20 protein-coding genes are annotated in these 23,462 nt (G+C 50.6%); 9 read left to right on the top strand and 11 right to left on the bottom strand.

All coding sequences use genetic code 11. The features are described 5' to 3' along the window. Positions 1 to 15: 15 nt before the first annotated feature. The 6 genes from CRO74_RS03210 to CRO74_RS03185 all read right to left on the bottom strand — a co-directional run bounded on the left by CRO74_RS03210 (position 16) and on the right by CRO74_RS03185 (position 11,364). Positions 16 to 3,246, bottom strand: a complete 3,231-nt coding sequence (locus tag CRO74_RS03210) for a SusC/RagA family TonB-linked outer membrane protein (protein ID WP_097124543.1) — start codon at positions 3,244 to 3,246, stop codon at positions 16 to 18. A 244-nt stretch (positions 3,247 to 3,490) separates the two neighbouring features. Further along, the gene (locus CRO74_RS03205; protein ID WP_097124542.1) at positions 3,491 to 4,726 is read right to left on the bottom strand and encodes an efflux RND transporter periplasmic adaptor subunit; all 1,236 of its coding nucleotides are present in this window, start codon (positions 4,724 to 4,726) and stop codon (positions 3,491 to 3,493) included. Between the two features lie 25 nt (positions 4,727 to 4,751). Then, the gene (locus CRO74_RS03200) at positions 4,752 to 9,155 is read right to left on the bottom strand and encodes a CusA/CzcA family heavy metal efflux RND transporter (RefSeq protein ID WP_097124541.1); all 4,404 of its coding nucleotides are present in this window, start codon (positions 9,153 to 9,155) and stop codon (positions 4,752 to 4,754) included. A gap of 179 nt (positions 9,156 to 9,334) precedes the next feature. Continuing rightward, on the bottom strand, positions 9,335 to 9,721 hold the full coding sequence (locus tag CRO74_RS03195) for a hypothetical protein (RefSeq protein ID WP_097124540.1): 387 nt from the start codon (positions 9,719 to 9,721) through the stop codon (positions 9,335 to 9,337). Positions 9,722 to 9,896: 175 nt separating this feature from the next. Next, positions 9,897 to 10,253: a VOC family protein gene (locus CRO74_RS03190; RefSeq protein WP_097124539.1), complete on the bottom strand. Its 357-nt coding sequence runs from the start codon at positions 10,251 to 10,253 to the stop codon at positions 9,897 to 9,899. Positions 10,254 to 10,326: 73 nt separating this feature from the next. Further along, complete coding sequence (locus CRO74_RS03185; RefSeq protein ID WP_097124538.1) at positions 10,327 to 11,364, bottom strand: aldo/keto reductase; 1,038 nt, start codon at positions 11,362 to 11,364, stop codon at positions 10,327 to 10,329. Between the two features lie 300 nt (positions 11,365 to 11,664). On the opposite strand from CRO74_RS03185, the gene CRO74_RS03180 reads away from it, so the two are divergent. Continuing rightward, a complete protein-coding gene (locus CRO74_RS03180) occupies positions 11,665 to 11,979 on the top strand; it encodes a hypothetical protein (RefSeq protein WP_097124537.1) in 315 nt (104 codons plus the stop codon). Positions 11,980 to 12,105: 126 nt separating this feature from the next. On the opposite strand, the gene CRO74_RS03175 is transcribed toward CRO74_RS03180, so the two are convergent. The 3 genes from CRO74_RS03175 to CRO74_RS03165 form a co-directional block, all read right to left on the bottom strand. After that, entirely contained in the window at positions 12,106 to 13,626 is a 1,521-nt protein-coding gene (locus tag CRO74_RS03175) for a glycoside hydrolase family 32 protein (RefSeq protein WP_097124536.1), read from the bottom strand. A 219-nt stretch (positions 13,627 to 13,845) separates the two neighbouring features. Further along, positions 13,846 to 14,739 (bottom strand): carbohydrate kinase family protein, encoded by an 894-nt coding sequence (locus tag CRO74_RS03170; protein ID WP_097124535.1) that lies wholly within the window; start codon positions 14,737 to 14,739, stop codon positions 13,846 to 13,848. 11 nt (positions 14,740 to 14,750) lie between these two features. Beyond that, a complete protein-coding gene (locus tag CRO74_RS03165; protein WP_097124534.1) occupies positions 14,751 to 16,076 on the bottom strand; it encodes a sugar porter family MFS transporter in 1,326 nt (441 codons plus the stop codon). 363 nt (positions 16,077 to 16,439) lie between these two features. Here CRO74_RS03165 and CRO74_RS03160 point away from each other — a divergent pair, with 363 nt between their 5' ends. From CRO74_RS03160 to CRO74_RS03125, 8 genes are read left to right on the top strand one after another with little or no spacing between them, the layout of a single operon-like run. After that, positions 16,440 to 17,582 carry an NAD(P)/FAD-dependent oxidoreductase gene (locus CRO74_RS03160; protein ID WP_245877740.1) on the top strand — a complete coding sequence of 381 codons (1,143 nt, stop codon included), beginning with the start codon at positions 16,440 to 16,442 and terminating at the stop codon, positions 17,580 to 17,582. 50 nt (positions 17,583 to 17,632) lie between these two features. Continuing rightward, positions 17,633 to 18,346 carry a methyltransferase domain-containing protein gene (locus CRO74_RS03155; RefSeq protein WP_179830110.1) on the top strand — a complete coding sequence of 238 codons (714 nt, stop codon included), beginning with the start codon at positions 17,633 to 17,635 and terminating at the stop codon, positions 18,344 to 18,346. Beyond that, entirely contained in the window at positions 18,343 to 19,395 is a 1,053-nt protein-coding gene (locus CRO74_RS03150; protein WP_097124531.1) for a type III polyketide synthase, read from the top strand. The genes CRO74_RS03155 and CRO74_RS03150 overlap by 4 nt, the downstream gene beginning before the upstream one ends. Next, positions 19,389 to 20,186 carry an SDR family oxidoreductase gene (locus tag CRO74_RS03145; RefSeq protein ID WP_097124530.1) on the top strand — a complete coding sequence of 266 codons (798 nt, stop codon included), beginning with the start codon at positions 19,389 to 19,391 and terminating at the stop codon, positions 20,184 to 20,186. The genes CRO74_RS03150 and CRO74_RS03145 overlap by 7 nt, the downstream gene beginning before the upstream one ends. A 10-nt stretch (positions 20,187 to 20,196) precedes the next feature. Then, positions 20,197 to 20,643, top strand: a complete 447-nt coding sequence (locus CRO74_RS03140) for a 3-hydroxyacyl-ACP dehydratase FabZ family protein (protein WP_218840199.1) — start codon at positions 20,197 to 20,199, stop codon at positions 20,641 to 20,643. Further along, positions 20,636 to 21,907: a beta-ketoacyl-[acyl-carrier-protein] synthase family protein gene (locus CRO74_RS03135; RefSeq protein WP_097124528.1), complete on the top strand. Its 1,272-nt coding sequence runs from the start codon at positions 20,636 to 20,638 to the stop codon at positions 21,905 to 21,907. The genes CRO74_RS03140 and CRO74_RS03135 overlap by 8 nt, the downstream gene beginning before the upstream one ends. 8 nt (positions 21,908 to 21,915) lie before the next feature. Then, positions 21,916 to 22,176 carry an acyl carrier protein gene (locus CRO74_RS03130; protein WP_097124527.1) on the top strand — a complete coding sequence of 87 codons (261 nt, stop codon included), beginning with the start codon at positions 21,916 to 21,918 and terminating at the stop codon, positions 22,174 to 22,176. Continuing rightward, positions 22,173 to 22,778, top strand: coding sequence for a 4'-phosphopantetheinyl transferase family protein (locus CRO74_RS03125; protein WP_097124526.1), 606 nt, complete (start codon positions 22,173 to 22,175; stop codon positions 22,776 to 22,778). Before CRO74_RS03130 ends, CRO74_RS03125 begins: the two co-directional genes overlap by 4 nt. Here CRO74_RS03125 and CRO74_RS03120 read toward each other — a convergent pair. Both CRO74_RS03120 and CRO74_RS03115 read right to left on the bottom strand, forming a co-directional pair. Then, complete coding sequence (locus tag CRO74_RS03120; RefSeq protein ID WP_218840198.1) at positions 22,724 to 23,065, bottom strand: SDR family oxidoreductase; 342 nt, start codon at positions 23,063 to 23,065, stop codon at positions 22,724 to 22,726. The two genes, CRO74_RS03125 and CRO74_RS03120, sit on opposite strands and share 55 nt — an antisense overlap. 169 nt (positions 23,066 to 23,234) lie before the next feature. Next, a complete protein-coding gene (locus CRO74_RS03115; protein WP_097124525.1) occupies positions 23,235 to 23,450 on the bottom strand; it encodes a hypothetical protein in 216 nt (71 codons plus the stop codon). Positions 23,451 to 23,462: the final 12 nt, after the last annotated feature.

Raw genomic sequence — 23,462 nt, 5'->3', positions numbered from 1 at the left:
CAATTTCAGTGTTTACTAAAATGTAAGATTGATGTTTACACCGTACTGACGTACTGGCGGGGTTTGGCCAGTGGTATTGATACCGATACCAATTGCCGAGTTCGTTGTTGGCGTACCTGTGCTACCTGGAGCCTGGTTGCCCTGATAACTGAACTCAGGATCGGTATAGTAATTAAGCTTGTCGACGATAGTGAATAAATTACGTCCATACAGCGAAATACTGGCAGCAGACAGGAACTTCGTTTTAGCCAGTACACTTTGTGGCAGGCGATACGCCAGATTCACGTCTCTGAGTTTGATGAACCAGGCTGGTGTAACGAAATTCTCCGAGATCAGACGATAGTTATCGACCCACAGGCCATATTCTGCCTCACGAACGTTGACCGACGTGTTGGGAACAATCGTTGTTCCATCGGGAGCCAGGTAAGCCGAGTTCGGGTAGATGTGCGGAGCGCGATCTTCGGTCCATTTGCCAGTACCAGTGAAGGTCATCTGGCGACCAAGGTCACTGAACATGACGTTGCCACCACGGTATTCGAAGTTAAACGTAAAGCCAAAGTTGCCATATTCGATTTTCGAACCCAGACCGGCAATGTGCCGGGGCAATACACCACCCCGTGGCGATAAGGTCGTCTGACGCAGTGGGTAACCTGTTGTTGCATTGACCAGAACACGGCCTGAACCGTCTGCTGCATACTGATAGCCGTCCGTTTTCAGGATTGGGAAACGTTGATCCTTGATAACGTTGGTGTTAGCGTACGAGAAACCACCATACTGGAATTCGTTAATGCCCGGATACAGGTCAATAACTTTGTTATCGTTATACGAGTACCGAACGCTGGCATCCCATGAGAATTTGCCTCCCCGGGCGATCAAATACTTGAATTCTGCCTCGTAGCCCCAGTTTTTGGTTTCACCCACGTTGATCAGCAAATTGCTGAAACCCGTTGAGTTGGGTACCTTAACCGTAATTACCTGCCCTTTCGAGCTTTGCGTATAGGCCGATACATCAATATTGATACGGTTGTTCAACAACTGAAATTCACCACCAATTTCTGTCGAATAAACCGTTTCAGGCTTCAGGTTCGGATCAGGTAGTACGTTACCAACCGTCAGACCAACGGTGTTTCCATATGGGAAGTTAGCACCGTTGTTGTAGGCCAGATCCAACCCGTATAATGGGATGTTATCGTTAGCGTTTTTGTTCGCATTCACCCGAATTTTGGCGTAGTTCAGGAATTGACTACGGATATTTGGGAAAGCATCGGTAGCAATAAACGAAACAGCTGCGCCATAGTATGGATACATATACGTATTCGTTGCACGATCCTGCTTATAGAAACGGGAGGTAGCATCGTAACGGAATGTTCCGTTAAAGATCAGGAAGTTCTTGTAGTTCGAGGTAAAGTCAGCATAGTAACCAAACCGGCGCTCCTGCGTAGTCGCTTCACCACCTACTAATTCACCCTGACGGTTCGATACGTTATATACGTCAGGAACGACAATTGAGCTTGAGCCAATCGCGATGTTCTTGGTCGTACGTTGGTAAATGCTGTTGCCCAAAATCAATTTGTTCGAGAACGGACCAAAGTCTTTGGTCAAATGAACCTGAAATTCGTTGTTAACAACGTTCTCTGTGCTTGAGTAATCCAATACAGCGCCCAGGTTGTCGGTGATAGCGCGGTAGATACCCGTACCATCATCTTCGCGGAAGAAAGGGGCGGGAATAAACGATTTGCTTTTCGCCCAGTCAGAATACAGGAACTTACCGGTGGTATTTTTACCGGTCCGTGAGTTGTTCATGATACCCGCACGCTCCGTAATCATCAACCAGGACGTAGGCTTGAAATTCAAGTTTACGTTGCCGTTTAAGTTGGCATCCTTGTATTTCATCCGGTTGTTGTCGGCATTGAAATACGGGTTGTTGTAATAGTCGTTATAGAAACCGTTCGGGTTGGCAAATTTGTTGTTTTGCCAATCACGCAGGTCGCTCAACGGCAGGTTAGCGGGCTGGTTGAGTATGTCGTTGTAGAAGTCAGCCGATGTACGATCATAAGCAGCCTGAGTGTAGCCAGCGTTGAAAGCAGCTGTCAGTTTGCCATAATCACGGGTAGCCGACAAACGTGTACCGGTCCGCTCGCTCTTGTCATTCGGAACAATACCAGCAATTTTCTGATTTTCAATCGACATGTAGAACGTGCCGGTTTCATCGCCACCCTGAAAACTAGCCTGGTTGTTCATCGACACACCCGTGTCAAATGCTTTCCGGCGGGCATTAGGGATAGCCGAATATGGCAACAGATACTGACCGCCATCTTCCGTGGTACGGCCCTGCATACGAATAGATCCATCGAACTGATCGCCATACTGCTGGTTTTCATACGAGCGCCAGTTGGCCGCCATACGGGTCAGATAGTCGTTGCTGTAACCAGCCGTACCAAATGACTGGTAGTAATGCGAACCTGAACCAAACTTATCCTGCAACTGAGGCATGAAGCTAATCTGTTCAAAGTTCGTGCTGTTCGAGTAGGATACTTTCAGCTTGCCCTGCTTACCTTTCTTGGTGGTGATGATCAGCGCGCCGTTGATACCGGCCGAACCGTACAAAGTAGCCGCCTGACCACCTTTCAGGATGGACACACTTTCAATGTCGTTGGGATTGATAATAGCCAAAACGCTGGAAGTCGTTTGCATACCGTCCAGAACAACCAGTGCTTCGTTGTTACCGGTCAGTGAACGATAACCGCGCAGTACCACCTTTACGGCAGGGTCAACACTGTTGTTGACGTTATAAACGGCCAGACCCGTTACTTTACCGGATAACGCCTGCGCCAGTTGGGGCGACCGGCCAACGGTAACATCTTCGGTTTCGACCTTAGAGATGGCGTAACCAATTTCCCGCTGGCTTTTCCGAATACCCTGCGCCGTTACAACGATTTCCTGAAGTTGCGAGGCATCGGGCTTCATTGTAAGATTTACAGTCGTTTGATTCTCCAGTTTCACGCTTTGTGTAGCAAAGCCAATAAAACTAGCCTGAAGTGTAGCACCCTTGTCGGCAGTAATCTGGAAAGAGCCGTCTGCATTTGTCGTTGTCCCCTGGGTGGTTCCTTTAATTAAAATGGTAACCCCCGGTAGTACAGAGCCATCCTCTGCCGAAGTAACCTTTCCACTGATTGTCCTATTCTGGGCAAGCAATGGAATAGCGAATAAACACAATACGAGTTGCGTTAGTATACATTTGAGCATATTTAGTGATTTAAGTTAAGAAATGTTACTCCCGTTAAATAGGATTAATGCAAAAATAACATTCAAATTGGTAAAACAATATTTGTACATACTACACATATTAATACTAATCAGAATGACTACTCTCCCATATGTAAAATATTATTCCGATCAAAGCCCCTAGTAACTAAAAAAAGCTTATTTGCTAGTTTATAAACTAGCAAATAAGCTTATGGCAAAATTTGTATATCTGTACGTTATTGCACTATTCCTCTTCACTGTTGTTCAACTTTGCCAACAGGCCATATCCTCCATTGATGACGATTGGCGTTTGTTGCGGGTTGATGTCACCCGGCAGGGTAACTGCAACATAGCCATTTTCCCGTACGCCCGTTTTAATCTCCACTTGTCTGAAATGATACATAGCCGCTTTTGTGTCTTTTCGGTCAAGCACATACACGTACGACTTGCCCCCAAAACCAATGACAGCCGTTTCGGGCAAAGCCGGTAAAGGCTGGGTTTTCACGTCGACCTGCGCCGTAATGTATCCGCCCGGTATGTAGTGGCTGGCGTCGCCTTCCGGATGAGCCAGTACCGAAATGGTACGATCGGCGGCAATCGACTTACCGATCAAAAAAATCGTCCCCCGATGTTCCAGCGTAGCGTCGCCACCCATGCCAAAGCGCACCATCTGACCCGTATGAATGCGGCTGATGTCTTTTTCAAAGATGCTTAGCCGAACGTGCAGGTGATCTAAATTGGTGATCTGCACCAGTACATCGGACGGGTTTACGAACCGGCCATTGTTCGTCGGTACATCCGTAACATAACCCGACACGGGAGACGGTACGGTGATCGTTCGGGTCATTCGTTCGGGACTTAACGTAGCGGGATTTATCCGGAGGATGGTTAACCGCTGCGCCAGGCCGGCCAGTTGCGCCTGTAAACTTTGCCGATTGGCCCGCACCTGCTGGAAAATTTTCAGCGCATTCACATTATCCCGGCTTAATTCCTGCTGACGCGTGAACTCCAGATCAGCATAGTCCAGCTTGGCTTTGGTATCGAGGTAATCCTGCTGCAGCTGAACGTATTCCGGGTTTTCGAGTACCACGAGCGTCTGTCCTTTCCGGATACGCATACCCGGTTCAAGCTGAATCTGGCGAATGTAGCCCCCTACCGGCACAGATACCGAAACGAGATTTTGGGCGGGCACATCGAGCGATCCATTTACCTTCAGGGTAGTACTCAGTGGTCGAAGGGCAGGTTGTCCCAACTGGATAGCCGCCATGTCGTACTGAGCCTGGCTCAATGACACCACCACCGGTCCACCGGGCGCTTCTTTTTCGCTTGAGTCTTTTGCGGACGCCTGTGCGTTAAGGTTAGGCGTAGATTTATTTTCTTCCGACGAACCACCGGACTGGCAGGCAGCAGTCGCAATCAGAATACTGGCTGCCAAAACGGCCCCGTGGAGGAAGTAACGTATGTTTATGAACGAATGCATAGAAGTCTTGAGAAATACGGTGGGGTTATGGATTGCCCAGTATATAATTGATGTAAAGAACCGATTGATTATAATCATTGAGCAGATCGACGTAACTGGAGCGAATGGTTAGCGCCTGCTGAAGGGCCAACGAGAACTCAACATAACCAATATCGCCACTGCTAAAGGCCCGTCGGGCATTGGTCTGAATGAGTGTTGCCTGGGCCAGTCCATTTTGTTCATAATAGGCCAGCGCATCGCGATACTGCTCAAATTGCTGCACAGCCTGCGTCAGTTGCTGACTCAGGGCAAACTGCTGTTGTTGCAACTCCGTTTGTGCCAGTTGCTCACCAAGGCGGGCAGCATTGATCCGGGCTTTCTGCGCCTGCCCCAGCAACGGCACCGAGATACCGAGCTGCCCGCCATTGAAGCGGTAGCCCGGACCGAAATACAATTCCTGCCCATCAATCAACTGATTCCCGATCAGTGTCTGCGAGAACAGCCCCACCATAAAATCGGGTTTGAGCCGGGCCTGCTCCACGAGCCGGGTTTGCTGGGCCACGCGAATCTGCTGGCTCAACTGCCGAAGCAGCGGATTTCGATTCACACTGACGGTATCGGTGGGAATGAGCAGGGTAAGTTTGGTCAACGCCTGGTCGGGCGTATCGACAGGTGCCGGACTATAAAGCAGTGTTTGCAGACGCGTTCTTGCCCCTACCCGACTGGCTTCATTCCGGGCGAGCCGTACGCGCTGGTCGGCCAGTTGGCTTTCAGCGGTTGCTTTCTCCAAACTCCCTGTCTCGCCTGTTTTGAACCGAAGGTTAGCGGCCTGGACAAATTCAGTTAACAGCGTATCCTGCTGCCGGAACAGCCGACTTTTCTGCTGTAAATACACCAGGTCATAATACGCCGACTTCACCTGATACTGAACATCATTCCGGGTTACCAGCACGCCAACTTCCCGACTGGCAACGGTCTCATCGTTCAGCGCAACCAGTCGACGCATGAGCGCTGGGTTGGGGATTGTCTGCGTAATGGTCAGGTTATTGTCGAACCGGCGGCTGTTGTACTGGCCCAGCATCGCCGTTGCCGACAGCCGCCCGGCATCATACGCCGTTCGCCGGAGAGCCTGCTGCTGGCTAACGCCCAGTCCGGCAATCTGCACCTGTGCATTACGGCTACCGGCTTGCTGAAGCGCCTGTTCCAGCGTAATAACCTGCATCTGCGTACCCTGCGCCTGTGTTTTACCACCCATTGCCAGGAGTACCAGCAGGATTATGGTTGCCACCGTGGCCGACTTTCGGGCCGTATTCGCTTCTTTTTCGACCGCTTTCTTTTCCATGAGCGAATAAAGAATAGGTAAGACAATTAATGTTAACAGCGTTGCGGTGAGAAGGCCACCAATCACAACGGTAGCCAGTGGTTTCTGCACCTCCGCCCCGGCCGAATTGGAAATAGCCATCGGGATAAACCCGAACGAAGCTACCAGAGCCGTCATGATCACCGGGCGCAACCGCACTTCGGTACCCTGCCGTATTATTTCGATCATGTCCGTCAGACCCTCTTCGTGCCGGAGTCGGTTAAACTCCGCAATCAGCACGATCCCGTTCAGCACCGATACCCCGAACAAGGCAATGAAACCCACTCCGGCCGAAATACTAAAGGGCATATCGCGCAGCAGCAACGCAAAAACTCCACCAATGGCGGCCATGGGAATCGCCATAAAGATTAATAAGCTTTGCCGAACAGAATTGAACGTAAAAAAGAGCAGGGCAAAAATTAGTCCCAGCGCAATGGGAACGGCGATTGCTAATCGTTCCTTGGCCTCAACCAGGTTCTGAAACTGCCCGCCGTAGGTTATGTAATAGCCCGGCGGAAATTTGATTTTTTGCCCGATTTTTTGCTGTAATTCGGCGACAATACTTTCTACATCGCGTCCCCGTACGTTGAAACCCAGCGTAATACGCCGGTGAGTGTTATCGCGTTGAATCTGGTTGGGTGCCTGCTCCATCGTGACCGAAGCCACCTGACCGAGCGGAATCTGCCCCCCGGAACCCGATGGCCCTGCGGGTACGGAAATGTACATATTTTGAATATCCTCGATACTCTGCCGTTTCTCGGCGGCCAGTCGAACAACCAGATCGAATCGTTTTTCTCCTTCAAACACCAGCCCCGCCGACTGACCGGCAAACGCGGTATTAATGACCCGGTTCACATCCGACACGTTCAGACCAAATTTGGCAATCTGCGCCCGGTCGAGCTTAATAAGAATCTGGGAAAGCCCGCCCACCTGCTCCACATACAAATCCTCCGCTCCGTCGATGGTACGAATGATCCGGCCTACGTTATCGGCCTGTTTGGCGAGTTGAGCGAGGTCGTCGCCGTAAATTTTCAGGGCTACATCCTGCCGGGCACCGGTCATCAATTCATTGAATCGCATCTGTACCGGCTGCTGGAACCCAAACGTTACGCCGGGAATAACGGACAACGCTTCCGACATTTTGGTGGCGAGTTCATCACGCGTGGTGGCCGAAGTCCATTCGTCTTTTGGCTTTAGAATGACCATCTGATCAGCGGCTTCAATGGCCATCGGGTCGGTTGGAATTTCGCCGGACCCGATCTTGGCCACAACCTGCTCTACTTCGGGAAACTGGTTGAGCAGAATTCGTTCGGCTTTCAGGGTGGCGTCTACTGTTTCGGAGAGTGAGCTGCCCGTTAGTGTGCGCGTATCGACGGCAAAATCGCCCTCGTCCAGTTGCGGGATAAACTCCCCGCCCATTCGACCGAACAGGAACACGGTAACCACCAGCAGCGACACAGCACCGGTTAAAACAAGCAGCCGATTTTTCAGAGCCCGCAGAAGCAGCGGTTCATAGAATCGGTAAATCCGTTTCATGATCCTGTCCGACAGCGTCTCCTTGTGCACGATTTTCTTATTCAGCATTAACGCCGAAATCATGGGCACGTAGGTGATCGACAGAATAAATGCGCCCAGAATGGCGAAGGCCACCGTAAGGGCCATGGGACGGAACATCTTTCCCTCGATGCCCGACAGAGCCAGAATGGGGAGGTAAACGATCAGGATGATGATCTCGCCAAAAGCCGCCGATGAACGAATCCGGGCCGCCGACAGAAACACTTCCTCATCCATTTCATCCTGCGTCAGCGTTTTGTTCTTATTGCGTAAGGTAATATGATGAAGCGTAGCCTCAACGATAATGACGGCTCCATCTACGATGAGTCCGAAGTCAATAGCGCCCAGGCTCATCAGGTTGCCCGACACGCCAAACAAATTCATCATGGAAATGGCGAACAGCAACGCCAGTGGGATAACCGATGCCACAACAAAACCCGCCCGGAAATTACCCAGCAGCAACACCAGCACAAAAATGACAATAATGGCTCCTTCCAGCAGGTTTCGCTCAACGGTACCAATGGCGCTGTTCACCATTTTTGTACGATCCAGAAACGGCACAATCTGAACACCCTCGGGAAGTGTTTTCTCAATCTCGGCAATTTTCGCTTTTACCCGCTTAATGACCGCCGATGAGTTCTCGCCTTTGATCATCATCACAATAGCGCCCACGGCTTCGCCCTCACCATTGCGGGTTACGGCTCCGTAACGCACCGCCGAACCCATGTTCACCTGTGCCACATCGCGCACCCGTACGGGTAACCCCTGGTCATTCAGGTGAATAACAATGTCGGCAATATCATCCGTCGAGCTAATCAGGCCATCGGAGCGAATGAAGAAGGCGTTTGGTTTTTTGTCGATGTACGCCCCCCCGGTGTTTTGATTGTTCTGTTGAAGGGCGGTAAAAATTTCAGTAATGGTGATGCCCATACTGCGAAGCCGGTCGGGGTCGACGGCAATTTCGTACTGCTTCAATAGCCCCCCGAACCCACTGACATCGGCCACGCCGGGTGTTCCCAGTAACCCACGCCGGATAGTCCAGTCCTGAATAGTTCGTAAATCGGTTAGCGAATACTTCGACTCGTAACCTTTCTTCGGAACGACCGTGTACTGGAATATTTCGCCCAGTCCCGTCGTTACAGGCGCCATTACGGGCGTACCCACTCCCGGTGGAATCTGGCCAATTACGTTTTGAAGTCGCTCGGCAATTTGTTGTCTGGCCCAGTATACGTCGGTCGCATCGGTAAAGACAACCGTAACGACAGAGAGTCCAAACCGCGAAAACGAGCGAATTTCAACCAGATCAGGAATATTCGACAGGCTTACTTCAACGGGGAACGTCACTAATCGTTCGATGTCTTCGGCCGCCAGCGATGGGCTGCTGGTAATGACCTGCACCTGATTATTGGTAATATCGGGAACGGCATCAATCGGCAGCTGCGTGGCCGACCAGCCGCCCCAGAGCACTAAGGCGAAGGTGAACAAGCCAATGATCAGCTTGTTGCGGATGGAAAATTGGATGATTGCGTTTAACATGAGAGTGCGGCAGAATCAACGGGTAAGCGTACCTGTCTGCCGGACAGGTACAAATAGGCGACATACTAGCCACCAACGCCAACTGACGTTAGCTATAAGTAAAAATTATACAGAAAAGAGACTCTGACAGAAGATGTGTGCACCCAAAAGGGCACAAAGAGGCTTACAAAGACTTGAAACTACGCTCGGGGCGGATTGATCAGCGAGAAAACGGCCAGAAAGGAATAGAGATCGGCCTTGCGAAAGAAGTCAGCTTTATTGGACAGGATGGCCCCAACAACCGAAGAAAAATGCAGCCGAACGGCGTTCGAGGAAAAAGCAGGAACGGAATGCCCTACTGTGGGCAGGTTTTGATGGCTGTGGTTGGGATGTTTCTGATGTTCGGAATTGGCCCCGTAGTGCATCGCCAGAAAGTCCATAAATCCCAGGTGGGCATCCGTTTGCCGGTGCTGCTCGTAATGCTGCACCAGCTCGACCCACTTGGCCGACTGGTCAATGCTGAAGCCGGGCAGCAAACTGCTTCCCAACATCAGACCGGCCAATAGTAGCGCAACAATTGATTTCATAAGACCCTATAGCAAGCTCTTAACGCCAATTAAACACGAAAACGCTTAAAGTTAAACAAAGTGCTCTAATTTAGAACCAATCCAACGGGTATTGTAGTACCGACCGGGACGGTCGAGGGTGATGCCATATGTTTTATGCCCGACCGGGACGGTCGGTACTACAATCGTTACGTTACTACGCTGAAAACTGAAGCAGCTCGATCCGATTGTCGAACGGGTCGCGGAAGAAAAACCGCTGGCGACCGTCTATCTCGGATGAATACTCGATCCCTACACCCTGAGCGGCCAGGGCTTCCCGGGCTTCGTCCAGATTGGCTACTTCAAAGGCCGGGTGCCGTTTCGAATAACTGCTCCCGGCTTCTTCCCGAAGGTGCAACTGAATATCAGCTATCTCAAACCAGATGGCTCCGGCGGGATGGTTACCCGGTATTTCACTAAGGCCCAGAACGTTACTATAAAACTCCCGGGCGCTGGCCGTTGCTCCTTCCGGAATGCAGAGTAAAATATGATCCAGACGGTTGAAGTGTATCATGTGCAGAAGGGTGGCAGGTAAATTGTGTGTTTTATAGCCGGAGCTTTATTCCGGCTACAAAAAAACACAATTCTCAATAAAACCTGGGCAAGGGGTTCAGCGTCAGGTTTTGCCGTTGATGCCAATACGGGTAAATAGTGGGCACATCGCTGGCTTTATCCAGGCGTTTTATCTGATCCGTAGTGAGGTTCCAGCCAACAGCACCGAGATTCTGTTTTAATTGTTCTTCATTCCGTGCGCCAATAACCAGCGTCGACACGGTTGGGCGCTGCAATATCCAGTTGAGGGAAATCTGAGCTACAGTTTTACCGGTTTCTTCGGCCAGTTCGTCCAGCACATCAATGATCGAATAGAAAACCTCATCCGAGATGGCAAAAGCGGGTACGGGACTGCCTCCCTGGGCCACGCGGCTATCGGGCGGAATGGGCTGATTCCGGCGGTATTTGCCACCCAGCCGACCAGCCGCCAGCGGACTCCAAATGATGGCGCCAACGTTCTGGTCGATACCCAGCGGCATCAGTTCCCATTCGTACTCGCGGTTCACCAGCGAGTAATAGACCTGATGACCAACGTAGCGATTCCACCCATATTTTTCGGAAATAGCCAGCGACTTCATCAAATGCCATCCCGAAAAGTTGGAGCAGGCAATGTAACGTACTTTACCGCTCTGGATCAGGTCGTCGAGGGTGCGCAGAGTTTCTTCGACGGGCGTTACCCCGTCGAAACCATGCATGTGATAAATGTCGATATAATCGGTTTTCAGCCGTTTGAGGCTGCTTTCGCACTGCCGCATCAGATGAAAACGCGACGAACCCTGGTTGTTGGGACCTTCGCCAAAGGTAAAGGTGGCTTTGGTCGAAATCAGCACTTTATCCCGCAACCCCTGCAAGGCTTTACCCAGAATCTCTTCCGATAGCCCGTCCGAATAGACATCGGCGGTATCGAACAGATTGACCCCGGCATCCAGACAAAGATTAACCAGACGGGCCGCTTCGTCGGTTTGTGTACTTCCCCAGGCTTTAAAAAAATCATTTCCACCACCGAAAGTGGCCGTGCCAAAACTCAGCACCGGAACATGTAATCCCGATGCGCCTAATTGCCGATAATCCATGTTTTACGTATCTACTTTTTCCTTGAACACAAACCACAATCAGAAGTTTGCCGGTAAGCATCCTATGAAGCCACATTTATAAACCATATATAAAAATCGACTAAAGCTACAGAACTTAAAGAACGCCCAAAAAACGCCTATAAGTTTATCAATAAATTTTAATATAAATTTTATGTTTACATTAAATGAAAAACATATATTTGTTTAACTTTAAACCAGATCGACTTACTTCTACTTACCCGTTGGTAGAAGACAGGCTTTTGCGATAAAAGTACCCTCCGTAACTTAACTATAAAACGTATGAATCGGTATTCTGTAGTTTATCTGCTAAGAAAGCAGTACTACCACATTTGTTGTCGAACAAATTCAGAAGCAATCTCTGTTCTTGAGCATTTATTTTCGCTGGAAGAACATACACCCATTGGCATCTATGATGCAAAAACAGAGCTTTTTTATTGGGAGCCGCAACGACAGTACGACTACAATCGGGCTCAGATAGAAGAGCAGGGCAAACTCGCTGACCAAATCATCCGAATAGCGCAGGCGCTACGTCTGGCTAATCAAACGATAACTTACCAGATAAAAACGGATATGCATTCCAGACTTTTGGCTTAGTTTCACTAAACCAAAAATGGTATCGGGAAATCTCTCGATACCATTTTTTTAATACAATCAGCTTGTCTTTATCGACTAAAAACAGGGCTGTCAGCACACATTAATTACCATAGGTTTTGGTTTTATCTATAGACCTTTCGAACCGGCAGATGCCATCTTAGTATAGGTCAAACTGGAAATCGAAATACCGGTGGCCGACTTGATCGATAGTTTGTTCATCGGCGTATTCGGGAAAAATATATCGGTCATTACGGTAAGTCCATTATCGGCAAACAGCTCGACAGAGGCCACATCGACGAGCAAGTTGAGCGAAATCTTACCATCTACCGCCAATCGGGGAGCCGTGTGCCGCTTGCCGAACCCCTTCTCGAAGTCCACCTTACCCGAACGACTACGGTCGATGTAATACGTGTTAGCCGCTTTATCGTACCCGATCACCAACTCGTTGCCCTGCTCATTGGCCAACACGATGGAAAAATCAGTGGTGTTTTGGGTAGCTAAGTCAAGTTTAAATAGGCCTGTCTCGTTTTTCGTTTTGGCCGTCAGGTCATATTCGCCTTTTACGTTCAGGTTTTTCATCGGAACAGTTTCGCCCTTCAGCACATCCAGCTCTTTTACAGGAGCCGAGGTCAGGAATAGCTCGTTGTTTACTTCTTTCAGCCCCAGTGTACGGGGAACGGTGTTGGCGCTGCGCCAGGGATCGGTAGGTACGACGTTGGCATACTGCCAGTTGCTCATCCAGCCCATCAGGATCGTTCGTTCGCCGGTGTTGGCGAACGTCACCCCGGCGTAGTTATCGGTGCCGAAGTCCATCCACTTAGTAGCTTTGGAATTGGGTGTGAAGGTTTTTCCGTTGAAATCGCCCAGGAAATACTGCGTGGCCGATCCGCCGTTAGGACCGCCGGGATTGATACTCACCAGCAAGACCCATACTTTTTTCCCATTGTGCGTTAGCGGAAACAGATCCGGACACTCCCAAACGCCCCCGTGCGCGCCCAGATCGCGGCCAAACTCACTCTCTTTCGTCCAGTTTTTAAGATTAGGCGAGGAGTAGAAGGTGATCCGGTCTTTGGTGGCCAGCGTCATGATCCATTTTTTGTATTGATCATTCCAGCGAACTTTGGGGTCGCGAAAATCAATAATTCCGGGATTAGGCAGCACCGGATTTCCGACATACTTGGTCCAGGTTTTACCTTCATCGAGGCTATACGCCAGACTTTGGTACTGGAATTTATCCGATTTCTGCTTCTCCATTTTCGAATTATGGTGCGTAAAAATCGCAACTAAAGGCGTCTGCCCATTCTTGCCGAAACCACTGGTGTTATTCACATCGACGACCGCACTCCCCGAGAAAATCCAGCCCAGGCTATCGGGGTACAGAGCAATGGGTTGCTCCTGCCAGCGAACCATGTCTTTGCTGGTGGCGTGCCCCCAGTGCATAGGTCCCCAGGTGGTGCCATCCGGATAATACTGAAAAAACAAGTGGTACGTACCCTTCAGATAAACCATTCCATTGGGGTCGTTCATCCAGTGTGCTTTGGGCGAAAAATGGTATTGAGGGCGGTGAATCTCGGGTTTGGTTACCTGACTAAAGGCATTATAGGTCAATAAAACCAGTAAGGTAGTGTTCAGGAGTAGTTTGTACATCGGGATTGGATCAGATGAGTGAAGGTAAGAAAGATATAGAGGGGAGTCTACTCGGATAAGAGCCGCTCCCCTCAATAAACTGCATTACCAACCTAATATAATGGCTCAATAACAGCCTTTATGGATAAGATTTACTTAAAAATATCGCTCAAGCCTTTACCGAAACAGGTAGCTTCTGACACGCCGGGCAAAGTTTGGGAGCCGACGGCATACAGCCAGTCAAACGGTTGTCGAGATCAAGTACTGATTTACAATGATTTCCTCCGTAAACGAAGGCGTCGCTCCGCGCTGTCCAGCCACATAGGCACCGGTAGCGCAGGCAAACTCAAGGGTTTTTCGGGGCGTCTCGCCCTGTAACGTTTTGTGCAGGAAAGCAGCCAGAAACGCATCTCCGCTACCAATTGTATCGGCCACCTCGACCGGAAACCCGACCTGACTGTGCAGCCCGGCTCTGTCCAGCAGGACAGCCCCATGCTCGCCCAGGGTTACGATGAGTTTTTCAAGCCTGTACTGACTACGAATCTGGTACATAGCCCGGTGCAGGTCGTTTTCTTCACCGTACCAGCTCGACAGTTCGACCAGTTCGTGTTCGTTCAGTTTAACAATGTCTGCTTTGGCGAGCAGTTCTTCCACAATGGCACGGGTGTAATGAGGAGCCCGCAGATTAACGTCGAACGCTTTCCGGGGGGCCACCTCCAGCAAGGCCAGCAATGTTTGGTACGTTTGCGGACTGCGGGCGGCCAGACTACCATACACGAACAAATCACTATTCCGCACCGCGTCAACCAGATTAGGTTCCAGTTGAATATAATCCCAGGCCACCGGCTGGACAATCTTATAGGTCACCTCGTTCAGGTCCGAGATATTGGCTTTGGCTACACCCGTCAGGTGTGTTTGGCCCACCTGAACCAAATCCAGCGGAAGTCCTTTCTGGCTCAGGAAATCGAGCAGTTCACGGCCTAGCTCATCGCTTCCAACCCGACTGATCAGTTGAGAATTCACACCAAAATTTCGCAGATCAGCGGCCACATTCATGGGCGCTCCGCCGGGTTGCTTACTGGTGGGTAATACATCCCAAAGAATTTCGCCGAAACAGGTTATTGTTGGATTCATGATGAGTAGGATTAATGGACAACGAATGTTTTTTCAATTTTTTCAAGACTGGTACCCTTTGTTTCGGGCATGAGCCGCACCACGAACAGGAGCTGCAACACCATCATGATGGTAAAGAACAGAAAAGTGTTTCCACCGCCGAAATGTTCAGCCAGATACGGAAATGAGAACGTAATAATGGCGGCCATGAACCAGTGGGTGAAACTACCCAGCGCCTGTCCACCCGACCGCACTTCATTCGGGAATATCTCCGAAATGAATACCCAGATAACGGCCCCCTGCGAGAAACCAAAGAAAGCGATGTACCCGAACAGCAGCAGCGGCACGGTCATACCACTGAAATCCTCCACGTAAAAAGCGCGCGCCACCAACGCCAGCGTGACAATGAGCCCCACAGAGCCAATTTTCATGAGCGTACGTCGGCCAAAGCGGTCGATCAGGTTCATGGAGATCATGGTAAAAACGAGGTTCACCAGACCGATGCCCGCTGATGACAACAGCGCCGAACTCTTACCCAGGCCCGTCATTTCAAAGATCCGGGGGGCGTAGTAGATGATGGCGTTGATACCCGATACCTGATTGAATACGGCAAACAGCACAGCCAGCATAACGGGGGTGTTATACTGACCGGAGAATAACCGGGCATTTTTGTTCTGATGCTCAGCATTATCCTGCAGAGCCAGTAAGGTTTCGTCGGCCGTTTCGGGGTCGATCATGTTCAGCACATCGCGGGCTTCAGCTACCCGACCTTTGGCCAGTAACAGCCAGCGGGGGCTTTCCGGAATGTTAAGCACGGCAATCAGAAAGATCAGAGAAGGCAGCGCCTGTACACCCAGCATCCAGCGCCACGCATCGTTGCCGAGGTCCTGCAACAGAAAGTTGGAGAGGTAGGCGATCAGTATGCCTAACACAACATTGAACTGGAACATGCCAACCAGCTTACCACGCGATTTGGCGGGCGAAATCTCCGTGATGTACATGGGTGCCGCTACCGACGATGCACCAACGCCCAGACCGCCCAAAAATCGGAAGACGAGAAAAACAGGCCAGTTGGTAGCAAGGGCCGTACCAACGGAAGCTAATAAATACAAAACGGCAATCCAGAACAGCGTCTTTTTTCGGCCTAGTTGCTGCGTTGGAATACCTCCCAGCATGGAGCCGACAACGGTACCGATCAGGGCAATGGATACCGTAAGTCCATGCTCCCATACGTTAAGATGCCATAACGTTTGCAGTGACTGTTCAACACCAGAAATAACGGCCGTATCGAAGCCGAACAGAAAACCACCCAGGGCGGCTGTGATCGACCAGAAAAAGATGCGTTGCTTTTGACTCATACCGGATACGAAGCAGGCGATTTAGGAATTGCTTCATATCAAACTTACGGCAATACTCCCGCGCAGGCTTTCGGTAATTGTTCAAATACTTATAAATAAACAACCAACCAAGTAAAGTTTGTAAATCAGCACATTAGCTTAAAATCAAGAGAAGATAATGTTAATTTTGATACACTGAATTATGGTTTTGTTTCATGTACTTTTGACAAAAAAGTAAGTACCAACCTGTTTAAGATTATCAAGCCGTAGCCTGGACGGCCACGTCCGGATGGTATATTTCCTCTTTTCACCCGGACGTGGCCGTCCAGGCTACGGCTTGCCCTGACCTAAAACCTAATTTACAAATCACTCGTTTTATCACCCATGAAGCCAACCCGAATGACAGTTGATGCCGATGTACTTATCATTGGGGGCGGTCTGGCCGGGTTGACCGCCGGTATTCATCTGGCCCGCGCAGGAGTACACGTCTTATTGCTGGAGAAACAGGCGTATCCCCAGCATAAAGTCTGCGGAGAATATATCTCCAACGAAGTGCTCCCCTACCTGCAACACCTTGGCGTTGGCATCGACGAGTTGAACCCCTCCCGCATTAGCCGCTTTCTTCTCAGCACAGCCGCCGGAAAAACCGTCGAAAGTACGTTACCGCTGGGCGGCTTTGGCGTGAGTCGGTATACCCTCGACCAGTTTCTGGCCGATAAAGCAAAATTGGCAGGCGTCGACCTTCGGCAGGCGGACGTAACGGATATTCAGTTTGCGAACGATGGCTTTACCGTAACTACGGCGACGAAACAAACGTACATGGCGAAGATCGTTCTGGGCGCGTATGGCAAGCGATCTCAACTGGACAAGCGGCTCAATCGACCGTTTGCCAGCCGGGAGTCGGGCTGGCTGGGCGTCAAAGCGCACTATAAGGCCAACTTCCCGAACGACCTGGTGGCCCTGCATAATTTTGATGGTGGTTACTGTGGACTTTCCCAGGTCGAAAACGGGATTGTGAACGCTTGCTATCTGGTTAATTACCGGAGTTTCAAAGCGTTCAGGAACATCGATTCCTTTCAGCAGCACGTGCTGAGAAAAAACCCTTTTCTGGATGATTTTTTCGCCAAGGCCACCCCTCTTTTTACCAGGCCGCTAACGATTAGTCAGATTTCGTTCGACAAAAAAAGCCCGGTCGAAAACCATATACTGATGTGCGGAGACACGGCCGGTCTTATTCACCCCCTTTGCGGAAACGGCATGGCGATGGCTATTCACAGTGCCAAACTGGTATCGGAATTGGTCATTCAGTTTTTTAATGGTAAACTAGCGAACCGGTCTGCTTTGGAAAAACAATACACCAATGGCTGGTCGGCCGAGTTCAGAACCCGACTGCTGACCGGCCGCATTGCCCAAACGGTATTGTCTTATCCGGGTATTACGGATGTTTTATTGAAAAGCCTGCAACGTACACCCGGCGTATTGCCTATACTTATTAAGCAAACGCACGGCAAACCCTTGCTTGTCTAATTCGTTTACAGTATGTCGTACCGACAATCAATCACCCTAAAGCGAACCTGATGTTTTTAAGTACTACGCAGCGTACCACCAAAGAAGAATATCTGGATGATTTTTCGTTAGAAGGCGACGAACTGCGTGATGCCCTGGACAAAATTGCCATTATCAACCAATGGCTGGGCGGCAACCGGGTCACCATCGATGGTATCAGGGAACTACTTAAAAATCAACCGAAAGACCGGGTTTTCTCCATAATCGATATTGGTTGCGGTAACGGCGATATGTGCCGGGAAGTCGTTGACTTTGCCAAACAGGAAGGCATTCGGGTGGATGTGCTTGGCATCGACGCCAACGCCTATACCGTCAATCATGCCAAAGCCAGTTCAACGGCTTACCCAACAATCCGGTACGATACTCAAAACATATTCGACGAACCTTTTGCATCGGTCGAGTACGACATTGCGTTATGTACGCTGACGCTGCACCACTTCAGCGACCAGGAAATCTTGTATTTAATGGGTTTACTGGCGCAAAAAGCGAAGCTTGGGGTCGTTATCAACGACTTACAACGCTCGGCGCTGGCGTACCGGCTTTTCCAGCTCATTTGCTTTGTCTTCCGGCTCAACAAACTGTCGCGCGAGGATGGCCTGACGTCCATTTTACGCGGGTTTAAGAAACAGGAATTAGTCGCATTTTCGAAACAATTACGGTTAACAGCCTATCGTATCAACTGGCGTTGGGCTTTTCGCTACCAATGGATTATTGAAACCCTATGAGTGTAAAAATTGCGGCAGTTGCAAAATCCTTACCCGAAAACTGGCGGGATACGAATGACATTTTACCATTTCTGGATACCTGGCTGGAGGGTCAGGAAAGCCGTTTCCAACGAAAAGTAAAGAAGATTTTTGAGAATGCTGCCGTCGATCGGCGCTACTCCGTCATGAGTCCGGCGGAGGTGTTTTCAAGTACCTCGTTTGAAGATAAGAACGCCATTTATAGCCGGGAATGCATCAAACTGGGCGAAGATGTTCTTACCAAAGCGCTGGCAAAAGTCAACTGGCAGACAACGGATATCGACTACCTCATTACGGTAAGCTGTACCGGCATCATGATTCCATCGCTGGATGCTTACCTGATCAACAGCATGCAGATGAAGCAGGATGTGGTGCGGTTGCCGGTAACGGAAATGGGCTGCGTAGCGGGGGTTTCGGGCATTATCTACGCCAAGAATTTCCTGAAAGCGAATCCCGGCAAACGGGCGGCACTGCTGGCGGTCGAATCGCCAACGGCCACGTTTCAGTTGAACGATTTCTCGATGGCCAACATCGTGAGCGCGGCCATTTTCGGCGATGGGGCCGCCTGCGTCCTGCTCTCGTCACACGAAGACGATAAAGGTCCGGAGGTAGTGTCGGAAGAGATGTACCATTTTTACGATGCCACCCACATGATGGGCTTCAACCTGACAAACAGTGGCCTGCAAATGGTGCTCGATAAAGCCGTAACGGACAATATTGCCGAACATTTTCCGGCCATTATTCACCCATTCCTGAAAAAGAACGGGCTGGTCATCGAGGACATTTCGCACCTTATTTTTCATCCCGGCGGACGCAAGATCGTGGAAGTCGTGCAGGAATTGTTCGGGAAGCTGGGAAAGAATATTGACGACACCAAAGAAGTGCTGCGGCTGTATGGCAATATGTCGAGCGCCACGGTACTTTACGTACTGGAACGATTTATGGACAAGCCGCTCAACGAAGGTGAATATGGCCTCATGTTAAGTTTTGGTCCCGGTTTTACGGCGCAACGCGTTTTATTACAGTGGTAAACGAGTTTTCAGGCAAGCAGTATTGGGCGGTTATTCTGGGCGGGAGTTCAGGACTGGGGTTGGCCACGGCCAAAAAATTGGCGAAACACGGGTTGAACCTGTGCCTTATTCACCGCACCCGAAAAATTGACTTGCCGGACGTTGAAGCCGCATTTAATCAGATCGAGGGCGAAGGCGTTTTACTGAAACACTACAATGTCGACGCAACCAATCCCGAAAAGCGGGCCGAAGTTATTGCGACCTTAACCAACGTTTTGGGCGCTATGGGCAAAGTCCGGGCGCTCATCCACAGTATTGCCAAAGGGAATTTAAAACCGATGGTTGCCGACGGCCAGCGCCCCCTTCAGCACGACGATTTTCAGCTAACCATCGACGCCATGGCCATTAGTTTGTACGACTGGACCAGAGATCTGTTTGACGCGGGTTTATTTGCTGCTGATACCCGCGTCATTAGTTTTACCAGCGAAGGCAGTCAAAAAGCCTGGCGAAACTATGCCGCTGTTTCGGCTGCCAAAGCCGCTCTGGAAGCCATTTCCCGAAGTATTGCGCTGGAAATGGCACCGTATGGCATTCGGGCCAACTGCATTATGGCGGGGGTTACGGACACTGCCTCGTTTCGTATGATTCCGGGGGCCGACTCCCTTCGATCACACACCCTCGAACGGAACCCATTCTCGCGGCTGACAACGCCCGAGGACGTAGCCAACGTGGTCTATTTACTTTGTAAAGACGAAGCGGCCTGGATCAACGGCACCGTCATTCCGGTCAATGGTGGCGAACATCTTCAATAAACTGATACACTTGCAGAATTTTACATCCATACTCGAAAAACTTCCCTACAGCCCGCCGTTTCTGTTTGTCGATACATTGCAGCATGTCGATGAAAATGGTACTGAAGGCAGTTATACCTTTCCCGACGATTCCTTTTTTTACCTCGGCCATTTTAAACAGGCACCCGTAACGCCGGGGGTCATTCTAACGGAAGTGATGGCCCAGATTGGCGTGGTCTGCCTGGGCATTTTCCTGTTGTCCGACACCCTGACCTCCAACATTGCCATTGCCATGACCGGCACGCAGGTTGATTTTTACAAGCCCGTTTTTCCCGGCGAAACGGTAACCGTGCGGTCAACAAAAGAGTATTTTCGATTTAACAAGTTATCCTGTAAAGTCGAAATGCTGAACAGCCGGGGCGAACTCGTTTGCCGGGGCACCATTTCGGGAATGATGAAACCGACTACTCATGCGTAACCGAGTTGTTATTACGGGGCTGGGCGTTGCCGCTCCCAATGCGGTGGGCGTCCCGTCGTTTCTGGACGCTATCCGGGCGGGACAAAGCGGCATTGCCTTTCAGCCTGATCTGGCCGAATTGAAGTTCTCGTGCCAGATTGGTGGTATCCCACCCGTTACCGAAGCCATCAAGCAACAGTATTTCAGTGAGTTACAGCTCCGGCAGCTCAACAGCAGCGGCATCGTCTACGGCGTGATCGCGGGTATGGAAGCCTGGCAAAACGCCGGATTGCCTATTGCCACTAACGAACCGGATTGGGACAGCGGCATCGTTTTCGGGACGGGTATGCTGGGCGTCGATAAATTCCGAGAGTCCATTTATAAAGTTGACGAGGGGCAGGTCAGGCGGTTGGGCAGCACGGTTGTTATCCAGACGATGACCAGTGGCGTCAGTGCCTTTCTCGGCGGCATGATTGGCTGTGGTAACCAGCTTTCGGCCAATTCATCGGCCTGTGCCACGGGTACCGAAGCCCTGTTACTAGGGTACGAACGCATTGCCAACGGACAGGCGAAACGGGTGCTGGCGGGTAGTTGCAGCGACCACGGCCCGTACATCTGGGGAGGTTTCGACGCTATGCGCGTGATGCCGTACCAGTTCAACAACGACCCCGAACGGGCCTCACGGCCGCTGAGTGCCACGGCAAGCGGATTTGTGCCGGGCAGCGGGGCCGGTGCGCTGGTGCTGGAATCGCTGGAGTCGGCGCTTGAGCGAAAGGCCACCATTTACGCCGAAGTGCTGGGCGGGCATCAGAACTCGGGCGGGCAGCGGGGCGGTGGCTCCATGACAGCCCCCAACGCCCAGGCCGTAAAACGATGCATCCAGCAAGCCATTCAACAGGCCGGTATTCAGCCCGACGAAATCGACCTTATCGACGGGCATTTGACGGCCACCATCAAAGACTCGGCCGAGGTGACGGCCTGGTGCGAGGCCCTGGGTCGGCGGGGGGCCGATTTTCCGTACATTAATTCCCTGAAGTCGATGGTAGGGCATTGTCTGAGTGCGGCCGGGAGCATCGAGTGTGTGGCGGCTGTGCTGGAACTGCACCACGGGTTTATTTACCCATCCATCAATAGCGAAGACCTTCATCCGGAAATTTCGGCACTGATCGCCCCGGATCGAATACCACAGCAGGTAATTACGCAAAATAGTACCGTACTTGCGAAGGCCAACTTCGGGTTCGGCGATGTGAATGCCTGTGTTATCTTAAAGACGTTTTACCCGTAAACAACCGTATGCAAACCAAAGACGAGTTAATCACCACGCTTAAAAAAATAGTAAAGCCGTACGTTCAGGATGAACAGGCATTCGAGCACGTTACCGAGCAAACCGATTTCATCAATGACCTGAAAATCAACTCCGCCAATCTGGTCGACATTGCGCTGGATGTTGAAGAGGAATTCGACATTGTGATCGACAATGAAGCCATGGAACAAATGCTGACCGTGGGTTCATCGATGGATGTGATCAACAAAAAACTGGCCGAAAAAGCATGATCGGGAACGATATTGTCGATTTAGCCCTGGCAAAGCGCGAAAGCAACTGGCGCCGAAGGGGCTACCTCGACAAAATCTTTACCCCCCACGAACAACAACTGATTCACAGTGCCAACGACCCAGACCAACTGGTTTGGCTGTTGTGGAGTATGAAAGAAAGCGCCTACAAACTGGCCGTCCGGCGCACTGGAAACCGCATTTTCGCTCCCTCGAAAATCGGATGTCACCTCAGCGAGCCAGCGTCTGAAACCGTAACCGGCGACGTCTTCTATCACGAAGCCTACCGGACAAAATCGGTCATGACTCCGCAGTACATCAGCACCGTGGCATTTGCCGCCAATGCGATGCCCAGATACACACAGGTCATCGTTCCGTTCGGGACGACCGATTACGGGACTCATCAATACCAGATTCGGGAGCAGATCAGACAGCACGTTTCCGGGCTATTCGATACCCCAGAACAGGAGATTCTTATTTCCAAAGACAGCATTGGGGTACCCCTATTGACCGTTGGCAATTCAGTCTCGATACCGCTGTCAATAAGCCATCATGGGTTGTATGGGGCGTTTGCAATTGGGCCATCTCTTCTTTCGAAGAACTGAGTGGCCTGAACAATGGTGTAGGGAATGCCTGAGGCTTTGATCAAGTCTTCCTGCGCTTTTTTGGCCCGAAAGTACCCACTTTTCTGGAGCTGGTCGGTACCCACTACGGAGAGTATAACCAGGTGTTTACTACCTGCTTTTTTACTGGCTGCCACTATGTTTTGGGTGGACGACGTAAAGAAAGTCATCACATCCTGATCGGCAAACGAGGGTGAATTAGAGACATCGACAACCACGTCTGCGTTTGTCAGAGCTTCCTCAACCCCTTGGTTGGTAACTGTGTTCACGCCAGTTTGCGGTGAGGCAACCAGCACGTCAACGCTGTCTGACAGGTTTTTACCAGCTGACTACCAATGAGGCCGGTACCGCCAATAATCACGATTTTCATGTTGTATTATCCGTTTAACTGGATAGCACAAAGGTGAAAACGCTCATTGGAGCGAAACTTAATCTAGTTTAAGAAACACTCTTCCTGTGGATTTCGCTTAGGTATTCGGGCGTAATATTGAGGTACGAAGCGATGAGGTATTGGGGAACGCGCTGTAAAAACTCAGGCTGGCTCTTACGAAAATAATGATAGAGGTCTTCCCGGGAGAAGTCATACAAGAACTTCACCCGCATCTGGGCCGCTGAGTAGGCTTTCTGGTACACGCATCGGAAATAATTCTCCATGCCGGGATGGTG

This window comes from Spirosoma fluviale, assembly GCF_900230225.1.
GTDB lineage: Bacteria > Bacteroidota > Bacteroidia > Cytophagales > Spirosomataceae > Spirosoma > Spirosoma fluviale.
Note: the sequence above shows the minus strand (reverse complement) of the source record. Positions and strands in the feature narration are given on the sequence as shown.

Bases quoted from the DNA above. Each gene is read 5' to 3' on its own strand.
- CRO74_RS03210 (WP_097124543.1), bottom strand. From the start codon at position 3,246: ATGCTCAAATGTATACTAACGCAACTCGTATTGTGTTTATTCGCTATT.
- CRO74_RS03205 (WP_097124542.1), bottom strand. From the start codon at position 4,726: ATGCATTCGTTCATAAACATACGTTACTTCCTCCACGGGGCCGTTTTG.
- CRO74_RS03200 (WP_097124541.1), bottom strand. From the start codon at position 9,155: ATGTTAAACGCAATCATCCAATTTTCCATCCGCAACAAGCTGATCATT.
- CRO74_RS03195 (WP_097124540.1), bottom strand. From the start codon at position 9,721: ATGAAATCAATTGTTGCGCTACTATTGGCCGGTCTGATGTTGGGAAGC.
- CRO74_RS03190 (WP_097124539.1), bottom strand. From the start codon at position 10,253: ATGATACACTTCAACCGTCTGGATCATATTTTACTCTGCATTCCGGAA.
- CRO74_RS03185 (WP_097124538.1), bottom strand. From the start codon at position 11,364: ATGGATTATCGGCAATTAGGCGCATCGGGATTACATGTTCCGGTGCTG.
- CRO74_RS03180 (WP_097124537.1), top strand. From the start codon at position 11,665: ATGAATCGGTATTCTGTAGTTTATCTGCTAAGAAAGCAGTACTACCAC.
- CRO74_RS03175 (WP_097124536.1), bottom strand. From the start codon at position 13,626: ATGTACAAACTACTCCTGAACACTACCTTACTGGTTTTATTGACCTAT.
- CRO74_RS03170 (WP_097124535.1), bottom strand. From the start codon at position 14,739: ATGAATCCAACAATAACCTGTTTCGGCGAAATTCTTTGGGATGTATTA.
- CRO74_RS03165 (WP_097124534.1), bottom strand. From the start codon at position 16,076: ATGAGTCAAAAGCAACGCATCTTTTTCTGGTCGATCACAGCCGCCCTG.
- CRO74_RS03160 (WP_245877740.1), top strand. From the start codon at position 16,440: ATGAAGCCAACCCGAATGACAGTTGATGCCGATGTACTTATCATTGGG.
- CRO74_RS03155 (WP_179830110.1), top strand. From the start codon at position 17,633: ATGTTTTTAAGTACTACGCAGCGTACCACCAAAGAAGAATATCTGGAT.
- CRO74_RS03150 (WP_097124531.1), top strand. From the start codon at position 18,343: ATGAGTGTAAAAATTGCGGCAGTTGCAAAATCCTTACCCGAAAACTGG.
- CRO74_RS03135 (WP_097124528.1), top strand. From the start codon at position 20,636: ATGCGTAACCGAGTTGTTATTACGGGGCTGGGCGTTGCCGCTCCCAAT.
- CRO74_RS03130 (WP_097124527.1), top strand. From the start codon at position 21,916: ATGCAAACCAAAGACGAGTTAATCACCACGCTTAAAAAAATAGTAAAG.
- CRO74_RS03125 (WP_097124526.1), top strand. From the start codon at position 22,173: ATGATCGGGAACGATATTGTCGATTTAGCCCTGGCAAAGCGCGAAAGC.
- CRO74_RS03115 (WP_097124525.1), bottom strand. From the start codon at position 23,450: ATGGAGAATTATTTCCGATGCGTGTACCAGAAAGCCTACTCAGCGGCC.